Source organism: Streptomyces sp. NPDC048566 (genome assembly GCF_043199735.1).
Lineage (GTDB): Bacteria > Actinomycetota > Actinomycetes > Streptomycetales > Streptomycetaceae > Streptomyces.
In genome coordinates, this window is the sequence record NZ_JBICWL010000004.1 from 284,851 (window position 1) to 300,700 (window position 15,850).

General features: G+C 73.9%; 15 protein-coding genes. 8 read left to right on the forward strand and 7 right to left on the reverse strand.

All coding sequences use genetic code 11. From position 1 onward, the window contains the following. Nucleotides 1–221: 221 nt before the first annotated feature. The 5 genes from ACGFS9_RS10155 to paaA are packed head-to-tail and all read right to left on the reverse strand — an operon-like array spanning nucleotide 222 to nucleotide 3,853. A complete protein-coding gene (locus tag ACGFS9_RS10155; protein ID WP_393251938.1) occupies nucleotides 222–1,286 on the reverse strand; it encodes a 2Fe-2S iron-sulfur cluster-binding protein in 1,065 nt (354 codons plus the stop codon). Beyond that, complete coding sequence (paaD, locus tag ACGFS9_RS10160) at nucleotides 1,286–1,819, reverse strand: 1,2-phenylacetyl-CoA epoxidase subunit PaaD (RefSeq protein WP_393251939.1); 534 nt, start codon at nucleotides 1,817–1,819, stop codon at nucleotides 1,286–1,288. Before paaD ends, ACGFS9_RS10155 begins: the two co-directional genes overlap by 1 nt. Continuing rightward, on the reverse strand, nucleotides 1,813–2,532 hold the full coding sequence (gene paaC / locus ACGFS9_RS10165; protein WP_393251940.1) for a 1,2-phenylacetyl-CoA epoxidase subunit PaaC: 720 nt from the start codon (nucleotides 2,530–2,532) through the stop codon (nucleotides 1,813–1,815). The genes paaD and paaC overlap by 7 nt, the downstream gene beginning before the upstream one ends. Then, nucleotides 2,529–2,816 (reverse strand): 1,2-phenylacetyl-CoA epoxidase subunit PaaB, encoded by a 288-nt coding sequence (paaB, locus tag ACGFS9_RS10170; RefSeq protein WP_339130486.1) that lies wholly within the window; start codon nucleotides 2,814–2,816, stop codon nucleotides 2,529–2,531. Before paaB ends, paaC begins: the two co-directional genes overlap by 4 nt. Further along, entirely contained in the window at nucleotides 2,813–3,853 is a 1,041-nt protein-coding gene (gene paaA / locus ACGFS9_RS10175) for a 1,2-phenylacetyl-CoA epoxidase subunit PaaA (protein ID WP_393251942.1), read from the reverse strand. The genes paaB and paaA overlap by 4 nt, the downstream gene beginning before the upstream one ends. A 263-nt stretch (nucleotides 3,854–4,116) precedes the next feature. On the opposite strand from paaA, the gene ACGFS9_RS10180 reads away from it, so the two are divergent. The 3 genes from ACGFS9_RS10180 to ACGFS9_RS10190 are packed head-to-tail and all read left to right on the forward strand — an operon-like array spanning nucleotide 4,117 to nucleotide 7,210. After that, nucleotides 4,117–5,235, forward strand: coding sequence for a DUF5819 family protein (locus tag ACGFS9_RS10180; protein WP_393251944.1), 1,119 nt, complete (start codon nucleotides 4,117–4,119; stop codon nucleotides 5,233–5,235). Then, nucleotides 5,232–6,464: an HTTM domain-containing protein gene (locus ACGFS9_RS10185; protein ID WP_393251945.1), complete on the forward strand. Its 1,233-nt coding sequence runs from the start codon at nucleotides 5,232–5,234 to the stop codon at nucleotides 6,462–6,464. The genes ACGFS9_RS10180 and ACGFS9_RS10185 overlap by 4 nt, the downstream gene beginning before the upstream one ends. Continuing rightward, on the forward strand, nucleotides 6,461–7,210 hold the full coding sequence (locus ACGFS9_RS10190) for a TrmH family RNA methyltransferase (RefSeq protein ID WP_393251948.1): 750 nt from the start codon (nucleotides 6,461–6,463) through the stop codon (nucleotides 7,208–7,210). The genes ACGFS9_RS10185 and ACGFS9_RS10190 overlap by 4 nt, the downstream gene beginning before the upstream one ends. Before the next feature lie 220 nt (nucleotides 7,211–7,430). Here ACGFS9_RS10190 and paaN read toward each other — a convergent pair whose 3' ends face one another. After that, the gene (paaN, locus tag ACGFS9_RS10195; protein WP_393251950.1) at nucleotides 7,431–9,143 is read right to left on the reverse strand and encodes a phenylacetic acid degradation protein PaaN; all 1,713 of its coding nucleotides are present in this window, start codon (nucleotides 9,141–9,143) and stop codon (nucleotides 7,431–7,433) included. Nucleotides 9,144–9,291: 148 nt separating this feature from the next. Here paaN and ACGFS9_RS10200 point away from each other — a divergent pair, with 148 nt between their 5' ends. Next, entirely contained in the window at nucleotides 9,292–10,806 is a 1,515-nt protein-coding gene (locus ACGFS9_RS10200; protein WP_393251952.1) for a 3-hydroxyacyl-CoA dehydrogenase, read from the forward strand. Further along, complete coding sequence (locus tag ACGFS9_RS10205) at nucleotides 10,803–11,390, forward strand: TetR/AcrR family transcriptional regulator (protein WP_393251953.1); 588 nt, start codon at nucleotides 10,803–10,805, stop codon at nucleotides 11,388–11,390. Before ACGFS9_RS10200 ends, ACGFS9_RS10205 begins: the two co-directional genes overlap by 4 nt. A gap of 28 nt (nucleotides 11,391–11,418) precedes the next feature. On the opposite strand, the gene ACGFS9_RS10210 is transcribed toward ACGFS9_RS10205, so the two are convergent. Next, nucleotides 11,419–11,919 carry an Lrp/AsnC family transcriptional regulator gene (locus tag ACGFS9_RS10210; protein WP_393251954.1) on the reverse strand — a complete coding sequence of 167 codons (501 nt, stop codon included), beginning with the start codon at nucleotides 11,917–11,919 and terminating at the stop codon, nucleotides 11,419–11,421. A gap of 171 nt (nucleotides 11,920–12,090) precedes the next feature. Here ACGFS9_RS10210 and pdhA point away from each other — a divergent pair, with 171 nt between their 5' ends. Genes pdhA through ACGFS9_RS10225 form a run of 3 tightly spaced genes read left to right on the forward strand, consistent with a single transcriptional unit; the run spans nucleotide 12,091 to nucleotide 15,799 of the window. Further along, a complete protein-coding gene (pdhA, locus tag ACGFS9_RS10215; protein WP_393251956.1) occupies nucleotides 12,091–13,260 on the forward strand; it encodes a pyruvate dehydrogenase (acetyl-transferring) E1 component subunit alpha in 1,170 nt (389 codons plus the stop codon). Continuing rightward, nucleotides 13,257–14,261 (forward strand): alpha-ketoacid dehydrogenase subunit beta, encoded by a 1,005-nt coding sequence (locus tag ACGFS9_RS10220; protein ID WP_393251958.1) that lies wholly within the window; start codon nucleotides 13,257–13,259, stop codon nucleotides 14,259–14,261. Before pdhA ends, ACGFS9_RS10220 begins: the two co-directional genes overlap by 4 nt. Continuing rightward, nucleotides 14,261–15,799 carry a dihydrolipoamide acetyltransferase family protein gene (locus ACGFS9_RS10225; protein ID WP_393251960.1) on the forward strand — a complete coding sequence of 513 codons (1,539 nt, stop codon included), beginning with the start codon at nucleotides 14,261–14,263 and terminating at the stop codon, nucleotides 15,797–15,799. Before ACGFS9_RS10220 ends, ACGFS9_RS10225 begins: the two co-directional genes overlap by 1 nt. The last annotated feature ends 51 nt before the right edge of the window (nucleotides 15,800–15,850 follow it).

Genomic DNA, 15,850 nt, shown 5'->3' on the forward strand with positions numbered 1-15,850 from the left:
GCAGGGGTGGGGGCGCCGGGCGGGCCCCCACCCGGGCTGATCGGCGACGGACGCCCCGCCTGACCTGACGGTGCGTCACCGTGTAGCGCGGTCCGGCAGACTCGAAGGGAACGGCCGGAGTCGGGGCGGCGGTTGGGATGCGCCGGGGAGAGGCCGGAGGGCGCGCCCCCGGCACGCAGGGGCGCGGTCGTGCCGGGCGGCCCGCCGGGGGGTGGCGTGCCTCAGCGGTCGAAGTCCACCTCGACCCGTTCCGTGGACGGGTGGGACTGGCAGGCCAGCACGTACCCCGCCTCCGTCTCCTCCGGTTCCAGTGCGAAGTTGCGGTCCATCCGCACCTCGCCGGAGACCAGGAAGGCGCGGCAGGTTCCGCACACCCCGCCCTTGCAGGCGTAAGGGGCGTCGGGGCGGTTGCGCAGCACGGTGTCCAGCAGGGACTCGCCGTCCTGGACGGGCCAGGTGCCGCCGCGTCCGTCGAGGCGGGCGGTGACGGTGCTGTGCGCGGGTGCCGGAACGATCGTGGCGGTCGGGGTGCCCGCGTCCACGTGGAAGATCTCCTGGTGGATCAGGCTCCGTGAGACTCCGAGCCCGCGCAGCGCGTGCTCGGCGCCCTCCACGAGACCCATCGGCCCGCACAGGAACCATCCCGCCACCTCTCCCACCGGGAGCATCGCCGGGAGCAGGCCGGCCAGCCGCTCCCGGTCGAGACGTCCGGACGGCAGGCCGGCCTGCTGCTCCTCGCGGGAGAGGACCGTCACGAGTTGGAAGCGCTGCGGATAGCGGTCCTTGAGGTCCGCGACCTCCTCCAGGAACATCGTCGACGCCGAGGTGCGGTCGCTGCGGATGAGGCAGAACCGGGCATCGGGACGGCGGGCGAGGAGGGTCGAGACGATCGACAGCACCGGGGTGATGCCGCTGCCGCCCACCACGCCGGCGTACAGGCCGGCCGACGGCTCCAGCGTGAACCGCCCGGCCGGTGTCATCACCTCGATCTCGTCCCCGACGGCGATCTCCTTGAGCGCGTGGGTCGAGAACACACCGCCGTCGACCAGCCGCACCCCCACGCGCAGGGTGGCGGGCGCCTCGCCGTCGGGGGCGGGTGCCGGGGAGCAGATCGAGTAGGTGCGCCGGACCTCCGCGCCGTCGATCGTGCGGCGCAGGGCCAGGTGCTGGCCGGCCGCGTGCCGGAAGTCCTCGCGCAGGGCGGCGGGCACCGCGAAGGTCAGGGCCACGGAGTCGTCGGTGATCCGGTCGACCGCGGCCACCGGGAGCGGGTGGAAGCGGGCCATCACAACTCCTTGAAGTGGTCGAACGGTTCGCGGCACGACAGACAGCGGCGCAGCGCCTTGCACGCGGTGGACGAGAAGCGGCTGAGCAGTTCCGTGTCTGCCGATCCGCACGCCGGGCAGCGGACGGGCTCCGGGGCCGCCTCGGCGTCGGCGACGCGGGTCGCGCCCAGGGAGAGCGGAACCGGGCCGGCGGACCGGCCGCCCCGTGGCGGCGCGATCCCGAACTCCCGCAGTTTGCGGCGGCCTTCGTCGGAGATGTCGTCGGTGGACCAGGCGGGACTCAGCACGGTCCGTACGGACACCTCCCGCATGCCGTGCTCGCGCAGGACCCGCTCGATGTCGGTGGACATGGCCTCGACGGCGGGGCAGCCGGTGTAGGTCGGGGTGAGCTCCACCTCGACGGCGTCCTCGCCCCGCACGTGCACCGCGCGGACCACGCCCAGCTCGTCCAGCGTGAGGACGGGCAGCTCGGGGTCGGGGACGGAGCCGGCCAGCCTGCGCAGCTCCTCCTCCAGTGCGGTGGCCGTCACCATGACGCCCCCGGGTGGCTGCGGTGCAGGTGCTGCATCTCGGCGAGCATCCGGCCGAAGGACTCGGTGTGGACTCCCTGCCGTCCGGCGCCGGCGGTCCAGGCGCCGGCCGTCGGTCCCTCGGGGACGGACAGGGTGGCGCGGTGCAGCACGTCCGTCACGGACTCCAGCCAGGCGGTCCGGAGGCTGTCGCCGTCGACGTCGACGCCCTCCACGGGCTGGAACATCTCGCCGGTGAACCGCCACAGCGCCCGGCACGCCCGGTCCATCCGCTCGTGGCTGACGTCCGTGCCGTCGCCGAGGCGGAGCGTCCACTGCTCGGCGTGGTCCTGGTGGTAGGCGACCTCCTTGACGGCCTTCGCGGCGAGGGCGGCGAACTCGCCGTCCCCGGAGGCCAGCTGCGTGTACAGGAGCCGCTGGTACGTGGAGAAGTAGAGCTGCCGGGCGATGGTGTGGGCGAAGTCGCCGTTCGGCTGCTCGACCAGCTGGAGGTTGCGGAAGGCGCGTTCCTCGCGCAGGTACGCCAGCCGGTCCTCGTCGCCCGCGAGCGAGAGCAGCACCCTGGCCTGGCCGAGCAGGTCCAGCGCGATGTTGGCCAGCGCGACTTCCTCTTCGAGGACGGGCGCGTGGCCCGCCCACTCCCCCAGCCGGTGCGAGAGCACCAGGGCGTCGTCGCCGAGGGCCAGCGCGGCGGCGGTGTCGACGGTGGTCGTCACAGGTGCTTCACCCCTTCCGGGATCTCGTAGAACGTCGGGTGGCGGTAGGGCTTGTCGGCGGAGGGCTCGAAGAACGGGTCCTTCTCGTCGGGTGAGGAGGCCGTGACGGCCGCCGACGGGACGACCCAGATCGAGACGCCCTCGCCGCGCCGGGTGTACAGGTCGCGGGCGTTGCGCAGCGCCAGTTCGGCGTCCGGCGCGTGCAGGCTGCCGGCGTGGGTGTGCGAGAGTCCGCGGCGCGAGCGCACGAAGACCTCCCACAGGGGCCACTCGGTGTTCGTCATGCTCGGGTCGCTCCTGTCTCACCGGGCGTGCTCGCGGCGACGCCGGTTCCGCTCGGGTGCTTCTTCGCGTGGGCCGCGGCTGCCTCGCGGACCCAGGCGCCTTCCTCGTGGGCGGTCCTGCGCTGGGTGATCCGCTGCTCGTTGCACGGGCCGTTGCCCTTGAGGACCTCGCGGAACTCCGCCCAGTCGATGGCGCCGAAGTCGTGCTGTCCGCGCTCCTCGTTCCAGACGATCTCCGGGTCGGGGAGGGTCAGTCCGAGGGACTCGGCCTGCGGAACGCAGATGTCGACGAAGCGCCGGCGCAGTTCGTCGTTCGAGTGGCGCTTGATCTTCCAGGCCATCGACTGGGCGGAGTGCGCGGACTCGTCGTCGGGCGGGCCGAACATCATCAGCGAGGGCCACCACCACCGGTCCACCGCGTCCTGTGCCATCGCGTGCTGCTCGGCGGTGCCCCGGCTGAGGGCCAGCAGCAGTTCGTAGCCCTGGCGCTGGTGGAAGGACTCCTCCTTGCACACGCGGACCATGGCGCGCGCGTACGGGCCGTACGAGCAGCGGCACAGGGGGACCTGGTTGGTGATCGCGGCGCCGTCCACCAGCCAGCCGATGGCGCCGACGTCGGCCCAGGTCAGCGTCGGGTAGTTGAAGATCGAGGAGTACTTCTGGCGGCCGGAGTGGAGCTTGTCCAGCAGTTCGTCGCGGCTCACCCCGAGCGTCTCTGCCGCGCTGTACAGGTACAGGCCGTGGCCGGCCTCGTCCTGCACCTTCGCCATCAGGATCGCCTTGCGCCGCAGAGAGGGGGCGCGGGTGATCCAGTTGGCCTCCGGCTGCATGCCGATGATCTCGGAGTGGGCGTGCTGCGCGATCTGCCGGATCAGGGTTGACCGGTAGGCGTCGGGCATCCAGTCGCGCGGCTCGATGCGTTCGTCCGCCGCCACCGCGGCGTCGAATACCGCCTCGTACGCCGCTGTGCGGGCCGCCTCCTCGGCGGATTCGTCCGCCTGTGTACGGGCCGTGTGGTGCGCTGCTGCTGTCGCCATGCGGTCCCCCTCACCCTCTCGCTCCCGACCGACCGATCGTTCGGTTCACTCGCCACCATGGTCGGTCGCGCGCCGTAAGGTGTCAACCGCTGTGGACGACCTCGTGGGCGTCCGCGAGGCCGGTGTGACCCATGGGACTGTGCCGGGCGGCCGGTGCCGATTACGGTTCGCTTGCGAAACACCGTGGTGAGGCTCGCCGCGGCGGTACGGTGCCCGCGACCCGAGCGCCGGCAGTCGGGTTCGGGATCGTGAATCGGGGCGGAATGGACGCGAACGACGAGGGCTCGCCCACCGGGCCCGGCCGCCCGGAATCCGCTCGCCCGGAACCGGGGCCCGGACCCGGTGCGTCCGGTGACGGCCCGCCCGGCGTTCGGGCGGCGGCGCCGCGGCAGGTGCCCCGGCGGGAGGGGGCCGATCCGTCCGCGACCGGTCGGGACGTGCCCGGCGACGGCGCCCGCACCGGTCACGAGGCGTCCGGGATACCCCCCGCCCGCCCGCCGGGTCCGAGGGCCGGCGGGACCGAGACCGGCCGGGGCGACGGCCCGCCCGCCGCCGACCGGCCGCCCGGCCACCTTCCGCCGCCGGCCGCCCCCGGCCCGCAGCCGGCCGACGCCCCGCAGCCGGCCGAAGCCCCGCGGGCGGCCGGGCCGGCCCACGTCGACCCGGCGGCGCCCCGCAACGCCCCCGCGGACGGGGCCGCCCGGCCCGTCTCCCGGGCGCAGGGGGGCCTCGCCGCGCTGTCCCTGCCCGGCCAGCTCGCCGCGGCCCTCGCGCTCGCCGTGGTGGCCGTCGCCGTCTGCGCGCACCTCGGCATGGTCTTCCTGCACGTGGCCCCCTCGAACACGGTGACCAAGCAGCACGGCCGCGTGATCGACGAGTGGATCTACCCCGAGTTCGAGCAGAACTGGAAGCTCTTCGCGCCCGACCCGCTGCAGCAGAACGTGGCCGTCCAGGTCCGCGCCCTGGTCCGGGCCGCGGACGGGGTCAGCAGCGAGACGGGCTGGTACGACCTGTCGGCACTCGACGGCCGCGCCATCGACGCGAATCCGCTGCCGAGTCACACCGAGCAGAACGAGCTGCGGCGCGCCTGGGACCTGTACGTCAACACGCACGACGCGGAGAACCGGCCCGCCGGGCTGCGCGGTGACCTCTCCGAGCACTACCTCCGCCGCATCGCCGCGCAGCGCCTCGCCCGGGCACACGCCGGCGGCGCCGGCGCCGTCGTCGAACGCGTCCAGCTCCGCTCCCGTACGACCAACGTGCCGCCGCCCCGGTGGAGCGACGAGAAAGCCTCCGTCCGGCCCGTCGTGCGCGAACTGCCCTGGTGGCCGGTCCCCGCGGCCGACCGGGTCGGCGGTCCGACGGAGGCGGGAGCCCGATGATCCGGTTCACCCCGACGCTCTCGCGCGGCATCGCGCAGGTCACGGACACGGCGCACGGCCCCTGGCAGAGCGCCGTCGTCCGTATCGGCTTCGCCGCCACGTGGCTGCTGTTCCTGCTGTGGGAGTACCCCGTCCGGCAGGAGATGTACGGGCCCGGCGGACCCTGGAGCTGGGATCTCGCCCGACGGCTCGTCGCGAGCAACCACGCCTTCACGATCCTGCTGTGGTCCGACAGCCAGGTGTGGTTCGAGATCGTCTACGCCTTCGCCGTCCTCTCCAGCGCCCTGCTGCTGGTGGGCTGGCGCAGCCGGACGATGTCGGTCCTCTTCATGATCGGTGTGCTCTCCCTGCAGAACCGCAGCGTCTTCATGGGCGACGGCGGCGACAACGTCCTCCACCTCATGGCGATCTACCTGGTGTTCATCCGCTGCGGCCGGGTCTGGTCCCTGGACGCCCGCCGCGAGCGCCGCGCGCGTGAGGCACGCGCGCGGGGCGAGCGGGCCGGGCCGGACCGGGCCGGCCCGGTGCTGTGGGGGGTGCTCGGCGTCCTGCTGGCGACCGCGACGGGAGCCGGACGCGTCGACGGCGGTCTGCTGGGCGGCTGGCTCACGGTCTTCTGGGGGCTCTGGGCGGCCCAGGGGCTGTGGTGGGCGGCCGTGCGGTACGCGCGGACCGCGGAGCCCCGCGCCCTGCTGGAGATCGTCGGCAACCTCCTGCACAACGCCGCCCTGCTGGTCGTCATGGCCGAGGCGTGCCTGATCTACGCGACCGCCGGCTGGTACAAGATCCAGGGCTCGCGCTGGCAGGACGGCACCGCCGTCTACTACCCGCTGCACCTGGACTACTTCTCGCCCTGGCCCGCTCTGTCCGGGGCGCTGTCCGCCCACGGCACCCTCGTCGCGCTGATCACCTACGGCACGGTGATCATGCAGGTGGCCTTCCCCTTCACCCTGCTCAACCGGCGGGCCAAGAACGTCCTGCTGGTGGCGATGATGACCGAGCACGCGGTGATCGCGGTGGTGCTCGGCCTGCCGTTCTTCTCGCTCGCGATGATCGCCGCCGACGCGGTGTTCCTGCCCACGTCGTTCCTGCGGCGCCTCGGCCGGTGGGCGGCACGCGCGCGGGGGCGCCTGACTCCGGCCGGGGGCCGGACGGTGCCGGGCCCCCGGGAGGCCGAGCCCGGTGTCCCGGAGGGGGCCGAGCCGACGCACGTAGGCTTCACCGCATGAACGACCCCGTACGCGTCTGGCGCCGGCTCTCCGAGGACCACGTCCTGCTGGACGGCTTCCACGCCCTCAAGCACGCCGTGCGCTTCGGGGCGGACATCCCGGTCGCCGTCACCACCGACCGGCGGGCGGTGCTGGACCTGGCGGCCGATCTCGCCCCCGACGTCCTGACGGCGGTCGACTGTCTGCTGGCCGAGGTCCCCGCGGCGGCGTTCGCGAGCCTCGTGCCGCGTCCGCACCCCACGTCGGTGGCGGCGCTGGCCGTGCGTCCCCCGCGGTCCGGGAACCTGGAGGCGCTGGCCCGCACCCCGCGCACCGCGCCCGTCGTCGTTCTCGACGATCCGCGCAACCTGGGCAACGCGGGTGCGGTGATCCGGCTGGCGGCGGGCTTCGGCGCGACCGGCGTGGTCACCACGGGCACCCTCGACCCCTGGCATCCCACGGTCGTCCGCGGCGGCGCGGGGCTGCACTTCGCGACGGCCGTGGAACGCGTGACGCCGGACGGACTGCCGCCGGGGCCGGTGTTCGCGCTCGACCCGGCGGGCGAGGACATCCGCCGGGCGAAGCTCCCCGACGACGCGGTGCTCGCCTTCGGCTCGGAGCGCAGCGGGCTGTCGGCCGCACTGCGCGCCCGGGCCGACCACCTGGTGGCCCTGCCGATGCGCCCCCAGGTCTCCAGTTACAACCTCGCGACCAGTGTGGCCATGACGCTGTTCCACTGGAGCGCGACCGGGGGCGCGGCCGGCTGAGGCGTGGTGCGCACGTCCCGTCGGCCGCGCGACGTCCTGCCCGCACGCTCGCCGCACCGGGCGAGAACCCGCGTACGACCCGCATGTGGGCTTCCGCCCGGAACGCCGAGAGGACGCATCCGAGACCGTGCGTCCCGCCCTCCGGCGCGAACGGCGGGACGCACGACAGGCCCCGGCGTCCTGTCTGCCCGGGGCCACCGGCCGGGCCGCCCCGGACGGCTCACGCCTCCCGGCGCACCTCGACGACACGGAAGCGGTTGGCGACGAACGCGCCGTCGCACAGGGCGGCGTTGGCCGCGGCGTTGCCGCCCGATCCGTGGAAGTCCGAGAAGGCGGCCGTCTGGTTGACGTACACCCCGCCCGTCAGGTTCAGGGAGAGCTGGGCGCACTCCTCCAGGCACGCCTCGCGCACCTCGCGCTCGACGTCCTCGTCGGTGGTGTACGCGCCGACGGTCATCGCGCCCTTGTCCCTGATCGTGCGCCGCAGCAACTCCACGGCGTCCGCGGCCGAGTCGACGGCGACGGCGAACGAGACCGGGCCGAAGCACTCGCTCATGAAGGCGGCCTCGTCGGCGGAGTCCGCGCCGTCCCAGTACTTGCGCGCGCCGTCGAGCTTCACGATCACCGGCGTGCGCACGACGGCGTCCGGGAACTCCGGGTTCTCGACCTGCCGCGAGGCCAGGGCGACCTCACCGAGTCCGGCCGCCGCCTCCAGGCGGGCCTTCACGTCCGGGTTCACGACGGCGCCCAGCAGCGCGTTCGCGCGCGCGTCGTCGCCGAGGAGCCCGCCGACCGCCTTCGCGAGGTCGCCGGCCACCTCGTCGTAGGACTTGGGGCCCTCGTCCGTGCGGATGCCGTCGCGGGGAATCAGCAGGTTCTGCGGCGTGGTGCACATCTGGCCGCTGTAGAGCGAGAGGGAGAACGCCAGGTTGGACAGCATCCCCTTGTAGTCGGCGGTCGACTCGACGACCACCGTGTTCACGCCGGCCTTCTCCGTGTAGACCTGCGCCTGGCGGGCGTTGGACTCCAGCCAGTCGCCGAAGGCGGTGGAGCCCGTGTAGTCGATGATCCGGATCTCCGGACGGGTGGCCAGCGACTTCGCGATGCCCTCGCCGGGGCGCTCGGCGGCCAGCGCCACCAGGTTCGGGTCGAAGCCCGCCTCGGTGAGCACCTCGCGCGCGACCTGCACCGTGAGCGCCAGCGGCAGCACCGCGCGGGGGTGGGGCTTGACCAGGACGGCGTTGCCGGTGGCCAGGGAGGCGAACAGGCCCGGGTAGCCGTTCCACGTCGGGAAGGTGTTGCAGCCGATCATCAGCGCGATGCCCCGCGGGACCGGCACGAAGTCCTTGGTCAGCGCGAGCGGGTCGCGCTTGCCCTGCGGCTTGGTCCACTCCGCGGTGTCGGGGGTGCGGACCTGCTCCACGTAGGCGTACGCCACGGCTTCCAGGCCGCGGTCCTGCGCGTGGGGGCCGCCCGCCTGGAACGCCATCATGAACGCCTGGCCGCTGGTGTGCATGACCGCGTGCGCGAACTCGTGGGTGCGGTCGCTGATCCGCTTGAGGATCTCCCGGCACACCACGGCGCGGATCTCCGCCCCCGCGTCGCGCCAGGCGCGCTGCCCGGCGCGCATGGCGGGCAGCAGGACGTCCGCGTCCACGTGCGGATAGCTCACGCCCAGCTCGATGCCGTACGGCGAGACCTCGCCGCCGACCCAGTCGTCCGTGCCGGGCTGTCCCAGGTCCAGACGGTTGCCGAGCAGGGCGTCGAAGGCGGCCTTGCCCTCGGCCATGCCCAGGCTGCCGTGCTTGCCGTACGCCTTGGGGTGCTCGGGGTGCGGGGACCAGTACGCGCGGGTACGGATGGCTTCCAACGCCTGGTCCAGGGTGGGCCGGTGCTGGGCGATCAGCTGGTGCGCGGTGAGTTCGGCGGCCATCAGGGACCAACTCCTCGTCTCAGGAGCTCGTCGTCGAGCTCGCGAGCTGGGCAGGAAGGGACAGTCAGGGTTAGAGTAACCGAACGATCGGTCGGGACAAGGGGGTCCGCCGCATCTGTGGAAAACGCCGTGCGGGAGGATCGCGCACATGACAGCACTCGACCTCAGCAGCCCCGTGGCAGTCGTCGGAACCGGCACCATGGGCCAGGGCATCGCCCAGGTCGCGCTGGTGGCGGGCCACCCCGTGCGGCTCTACGACGCCGCGCCCGGACGCGCCGAGGCGGCGGCCGAGGCGATCGGCTCGCGGCTCGACCGGCTCGTCGCCAAGGACCGGCTCTCCGGCGCCGCCCGGGACGCCGCACGGGCCAGGCTCCGGCCGGCCGCCGCTCTCTCCGACCTCGCGGACTGCGTGCTCGTCGTCGAGGCGGTCCTCGAACAACTCGACGCGAAACAGAAGCTGTTCGGCGATCTGGAGGAGATCGTCGACGACGACTGCCTGCTCGCGACCAACACCTCCTCCCTCTCCGTCACGGCCATCGGCGGCGCCCTGCGCAACCCGGGCCGCCTGGTCGGACTGCACTTCTTCAACCCCGCACCGCTGCTCCCCCTCGTCGAGGTCGTGTCCGGGTTCGCCACCGACGTCACGTCGGCCACGCGCGCGTACGAGACGGCCCGGGCCTGGGGCAAGACGCCTGTCGCCTGCGCGGACACCCCCGGCTTCATCGTGAACCGGATCGCGCGGCCCTTCTACGCCGAGGCGTTCGCGGTGCACGAGGCGCAGGCCGCCGACCCCGCCACCATCGACGCGGTGCTGCGCGAGTCGGGCGGCTTCCGGATGGGCGCCTTCGAGCTGACCGACCTGATCGGCCAGGACGTCAACGAGTCCGTCACGCACTCCGTGTGGCGGTCCTTCTTCGACGACGTCCGGTTCACCCCCTCGCTCGCCCAGCGGCGGCTTGTGGAGTCGGGCCGGCTCGGCCGCAAGACCGGCCACGGCTGGTACGACTACGGGGACGGCGCGGAGGCGGCCGAGCCGCACACCGCCGAGAAGGCCGCGCCGCCGGCCTACGTGGTCGTCGAGGGGGACCTGGGGCCCGCCGGCGACCTCGTCGACCTGATCCGCGAGGCGGGTGTCCCCGTCCGCGACGAGGAGGAGGACCACGGCACCCGCCTGGTCCTGCCGAGCGGCGGCCAGCTCGTCCTCGCCGACGGCCAGACCTCCGTGGAGTTCCGCGACGTCGTCTACTTCGACCTCGCGCTCGACTACCGCAAGGCGACCCGGATCGCTCTGTCGGCGTCCCAGGACACCGCCGCGCGCACGCTGTCCGAGGCGATCGGCCTGTTCCAGGCGCTCGGCAAGGACGTCAGCGTGATCGGGGACTGCCCCGGCATGATCGTCGCCCGCACCGTCGCCCGGATCGTCGACCTCGCGCACGACGCCGTCGCCAAGGGGGTCGCCACCGAGGAGGACGTCGACACCGCGATGCGCCTCGGCGTTAACTACCCCCTGGGCCCCTTCGAGTGGAGCCGCAGGCTCGGCACGAACTGGTCCTACGACCTCCTCGACGAGCTGCACGTCCGCGACCCCTCGGGGCGCTACGCGCCGTCCCTGGCGCTCTACCGGCACGCGTACGCCACCGAGAAGCGCGAGGGCACCTCATGACCACCGCCAAGCGCGACACCTACACCCCGGAGACCCTGCTCTCCGTCGCCGTCCGCGTCTTCAACGACCGCGGGTACGACGGAACCTCCATGGAGCACCTCTCCCGGGCGGCCGGCATCTCCAAGTCGTCGATCTACCACCATGTGGCCGGCAAGGAGGAACTGCTGCGGCGCGCCGTGAGCCGGGCGCTGGACGGCCTCTTCGGGATTCTCGACGAGGACCGCGCGCGCGGGGGGCGGGCCGTGGAGCGCCTGGAGTACGTCGTGCGCCGCATGGTGGAGGTCCTCACCGCGGAACTGCCCTATGTGACGCTGCTGCTGCGGGTGCGCGGCAACACGGACACCGAGCGGTGGGCCCTGGAGCGGCGCCGCGAGTTCGACCACCAGGTCGCCGAGCTCCTGAGGGCCGCCGCGGCCGAGGGGGACGTCCGCGGCGACGTGGAGGTCCGGCTCGCGACCCGGCTGGTGTTCGGGATGATCAACTCGCTCGTGGAGTGGTACCGGCCGGACGCGCGGGGCATGGGCGCGCGGGAGGTCGCCGACGCCGTGGTGCTGCTGGTCTTCGGGGGGCTCCGCAGGGAGTGAGGGCGGCGCGCCGCGCGATGGCCGGCGCTCAGCTCTCCGGCTCCAGGTCCTCCTCCTCGAAGACGAGCAGCGTCCTGCTGCTGAGCACCTCCGGGATGGCCTGGAGGCGGGTGAGCACCAGTTCGCGCAGCGCCCTGTTGTCGGGGGTGTGGACCAGGAGCAGCACGTCGAAGTCCCCGCCCACCAGGGCGATGTGGGAGGCGCCGGGCAGCACGCGCAGCTGCTCGCGGACGGTGCGCCAGGAGTTCTGCACGATCGTCAGCGTGATGTACGCCGAGGTGCCGTGGCCGGCGCGTTCGTGGTCGACGCGCGCCCCGAAGCCGCGGATGACCCCGTCCTCGACGAGACGGTTGATCCGCGCGTAGGCGTTCGCCCGCGAGACGTGGACCCGCTCGGCCACGGACCGTATCGAGGCGCGGCCGTCCGCCTGGAGCATCCGCAGGATGTCGCGGTCGATCGCGTCGAGGGGCCGGGCGGGTGGTGCGACCGGGCCGGGCTCCGGCGGCTCGGCCATTTGTTCAGGTGCCATGTCCCCCCGCCTCCCTACCATGGACGTACTGCATCCATCTCAGGCTGTGCAGAACCGTTTGTCCACAGCCTGGCGCCGCCTGTAGCCAAAATGTGCCGGCGACCGAACAATCGGTAGGTGAGGCGCATCACACCCGTGACGCCGAAGCCGCTCCCACGAGGAGGTGCCGTCATGACGGTCCTGGAGCAGCGAGGGGCCTACCGGCCCACGCCGCCGCCCGCCTGGCAGCCCCGCACCGACCCCGCGCCGCTGCTGCCGGACGCGCTGCCCCACCGCGTGCTCGGCACGGACGCGGCCGCGAAGGCCGACCCGGAGCTGCTGCGCCGGCTGCACAAGGAGCTGGTCCGCGGCCGCCGCTACAACACCCAGGCCACCGCGCTGACCAAGCAGGGCCGCCTGGCGGTCTACCCCTCCAGCACCGGTCAGGAGGCGTGCGAGGTCGCCGCGGCGCTCGTCCTGGAGGACCGCGACTGGCTCTTCCCGAGCTATCGCGACACCCTCGCCGCCGTGGCCCGGGGCCTGGACCCCGTGCAGGCCCTCACCCTGCTGCGCGGCGACTGGCACACCGGGTACGACCCGCGCGAACACCGCGTCGCCCCGCTCAGCACCCCCCTCGCCACCCAGCTCCCGCACGCCGTGGGCCTCGCGCACGCGGCCCGCCTCCAGGGCGACGACGTGGTCGCGCTCGCCCTGGTCGGCGACGGCGGCACCAGCGAGGGCGACTTCCACGAGGCGCTGAACTTCGCGGCCGTGTGGCAGGCACCGGTCGTCTTCCTCGTCCAGAACAACGGGTTCGCCATCTCGGTGCCGCTCGCCAAGCAGACCGCCGCCCCGTCGCTGGCCCACAAGGCCGTCGGCTACGGGATGCCGGGCCGCCTGGTCGACGGCAACGACGCCCCGGCCGTGCACCAGGTCCTCGGCGAGGCGGTCGCCCGCGCCCGCGCGGGAGGCGGCCCCACCCTGGTCGAGGCCGTGACCTACCGGATCGACGCGCACACCAACGCCGACGACGCCACCCGCTACCGCGGCGACACCGAGGTCGAGACCTGGCGCGGACACGACCCCGTCACCCTGCTCGAACGCGAGCTGGTCGAGCGCGGTCTGCTCGACGACACGGCCCTGAAGGCGGTACGCGACGACGCCGAGGCGATGGCCGCGGACCTGCGCGAGCGCATGAACCAGGACCCGGAGCCCGACCCCATGGACCTCTTCGAGCACGTGTACGCCCGGCCCACCCCGCAGCTGCTGGAGCAGCGGGAGCAGCTGCGGGCGGAGCTGGAGGCCGAGGCGGACGGACCGCACGGAGCGGGCCCGCACGGCCCGGAAGGAGCCGGGCGATGACCACGGTTGCCCTCAAGCCGGCCACCATGGCGCAGGCGCTCGGACGCGCCCTGCGCGACGCCATGGCCGCCGACCCCACGGTCCACGTCATGGGCGAGGACGTCGGCACCCTCGGCGGTGTCTTCCGCGTCACCGACGGGCTCGCCGCGGAGTTCGGCGAGGACCGCTGCACGGACACCCCGCTCGCCGAGGCGGGCATCCTCGGCGCCGCCGTCGGCATGGCCATGTACGGACTGCGCCCCGTCGTGGAGATGCAGTTCGACGCCTTCGCGTACCCGGCGTTCGAACAGCTCGTCTCGCACGTGGCGAAGATGCGCAACCGCACCCGCGGCGCGATGCCGCTGCCCATCACGATCCGCGTCCCCTACGGCGGCGGCATCGGCGGCGTGGAGCACCACAGCGACTCCTCCGAGGCGTACTACATGGCGACGCCCGGTCTGCACGTCGTGACCCCGGCCACCGTGCCCGACGCCTACGGGCTGCTGCGCGAGGCCATCGCCTCGGACGACCCGGTCGTCGTCCTGGAGCCCAAGCGGCTCTACTGGTCGAAGGACTCCTGGAACCCGGAGGAGCCGGCGGCGGTGGAACCCATCGGCCGCGCCGTGGTGCGCCGCCCGGGCCGCAGCGCCACCCTCATCACCTACGGGCCGTCCGTGCCCGTCTGCCTGGAGGCGGCCGAGGCGGCGCGGGCCGAGGGCTGGGACCTCGAAGTCGTCGACCTGCGCTCCCTGGTGCCGTTCGACGACGCGACCGTGGCGGCGTCGGTGCGCCGGACCGGCCGGGCGGTCGTCGTGCACGAGTCGGGCGGTTTCGGCGGCCCGGGCGGTGAGATCGCGGCCCGCGTGACGGAGCGCTGCTTCCACCACCTGGAGGCGCCGGTGCTGCGGGTCGCGGGGTTCGACATCCCGTACCCGCCGCCGATGCTGGAGCGGCACCATCTGCCCGGCGTCGACCGGATCCTGGACGCCGTGGGGCGGTTGCAGTGGGAGGCGGACAACTGATGGCGCAGGTGCTGGAGTTCAAGCTCCCCGACCTCGGCGAGGGGCTCACCGAGGCGGAGATCGTCCGCTGGCTGGTGGAGATCGGTGACGTCGTCGCCGTCGACCAGCCCGTCGTCGAGGTCGAGACCGCCAAGGCGATGGTCGAGGTGCCCTGCCCCTACGGCGGCGTGGTCACCGCCCGCTTCGGCGAGGAGGGTGCCGAACTGCCCGTCGGCGCGCCGTTGCTGACCGTCGCGGTGGGCGCGTCGGCCGCGGGCGGGGACACCGGCGACAGCACGGACGCCCCGGCCCCGGAGGCCGACGAGGGGTCCGGGAACGTGCTGGTGGGCTACGGAACGGGCGCGCCTCCCGCGCGACGCCGCCGGGTGCGGCCCGCGGGCGGCCCGGTGTCCGGCGGGCGGCAGGCCCCGGCCGAGCCCTCCCCGGCCGGGGCGCCGGCAGCCGGCCGGGTGCAGGAGCGGGTCGGTTCCCGGGTGGCCGAGGGCGCCCCGGCCGGTTCGCCCGCACCGGTCCGCGGCGAGCCGGGCGGGGCGGTCCGGGGCGACGGTCCCGTGCCCGTCATCTCACCCCTCGTGCGGCGTCTCGCCCGGCAGAACGGCCTGGATCTGCGTGCTCTGGAGGGCTCCGGGCCCGAGGGGCTGATCCTGCGCGCCGACGTCGAGGACGCCCTGCGCGGCGCGCCGGAAGGCCGGCCGGACGCCTCCGCCGCCGGAGCACCGCTCGGCGCGGCCGGTCCGGACGGGCGCACCGCGGCGACGCGCGACCGCTCGGCCGGTCCCGTGTCCTCGCCCGCGGACCTCACCGCGATCGTCCCCGGAGCGGCCGGCGTCTCCCGGGGCGCCACCCCGAGCGGTGTCCGCGTACCCCTGCGGGGCGTGCGCGGTGCGGTCGCCGACAAGCTCTCCCGCAGCCGGCGGGAGATCCCCGACGCGACCTGCTGGGTGGACGCCGACGCGACGGAGCTGATGCGGGCCCGCACCGCGATGAACGCCGCGGGCGGTCCCAAGGTCTCCCTCATCGCGCTGCTGGCCAGGATCTGCACGGCGGCACTGGCCCGGTTCCCCGAGCTGAACGCCACGGTCGACCAGGAGGCCCGCGAGATCGTCCGGCTCGACCGCGTGCACCTGGGCTTCGCGGCCCAGACCGAACGCGGGCTCGTGGTCCCGGTCGTGCGGGACGCGCACGAGCGGGACGCCGAGGGGCTCGGCGCCGAGTTCGCCCGGCTGACCGAGGCGGCTCGCACGGGGACGCTGACGCCCGGCGACCTCACCGGAGGCACCTTCACCCTGAACAACTACGGGGTGTTCGGCGTCGACGGTTCCACGCCGATCATCAACCACCCCGAGGCGGCCATGCTGGGCGTCGGCCGCATCATCCCCAAGCCGTGGGTGCACCAGGGCGAGTTGGCGGCACGCCAGGTCGTCCAGCTCTCGCTCACCTTCGACCACCGGGTCTGCGACGGCGGTACGGCGGGCGGCTTCCTGCGGTACGTGGCGGACTGTGTGGAGCAGCCGGCGGTGCTGCTGCGCACGCTGTAGCGGTTCGGGCCGGGGCGCCGCCGCTCCGCCGCCGGGCGGGGTGCGGGGTGG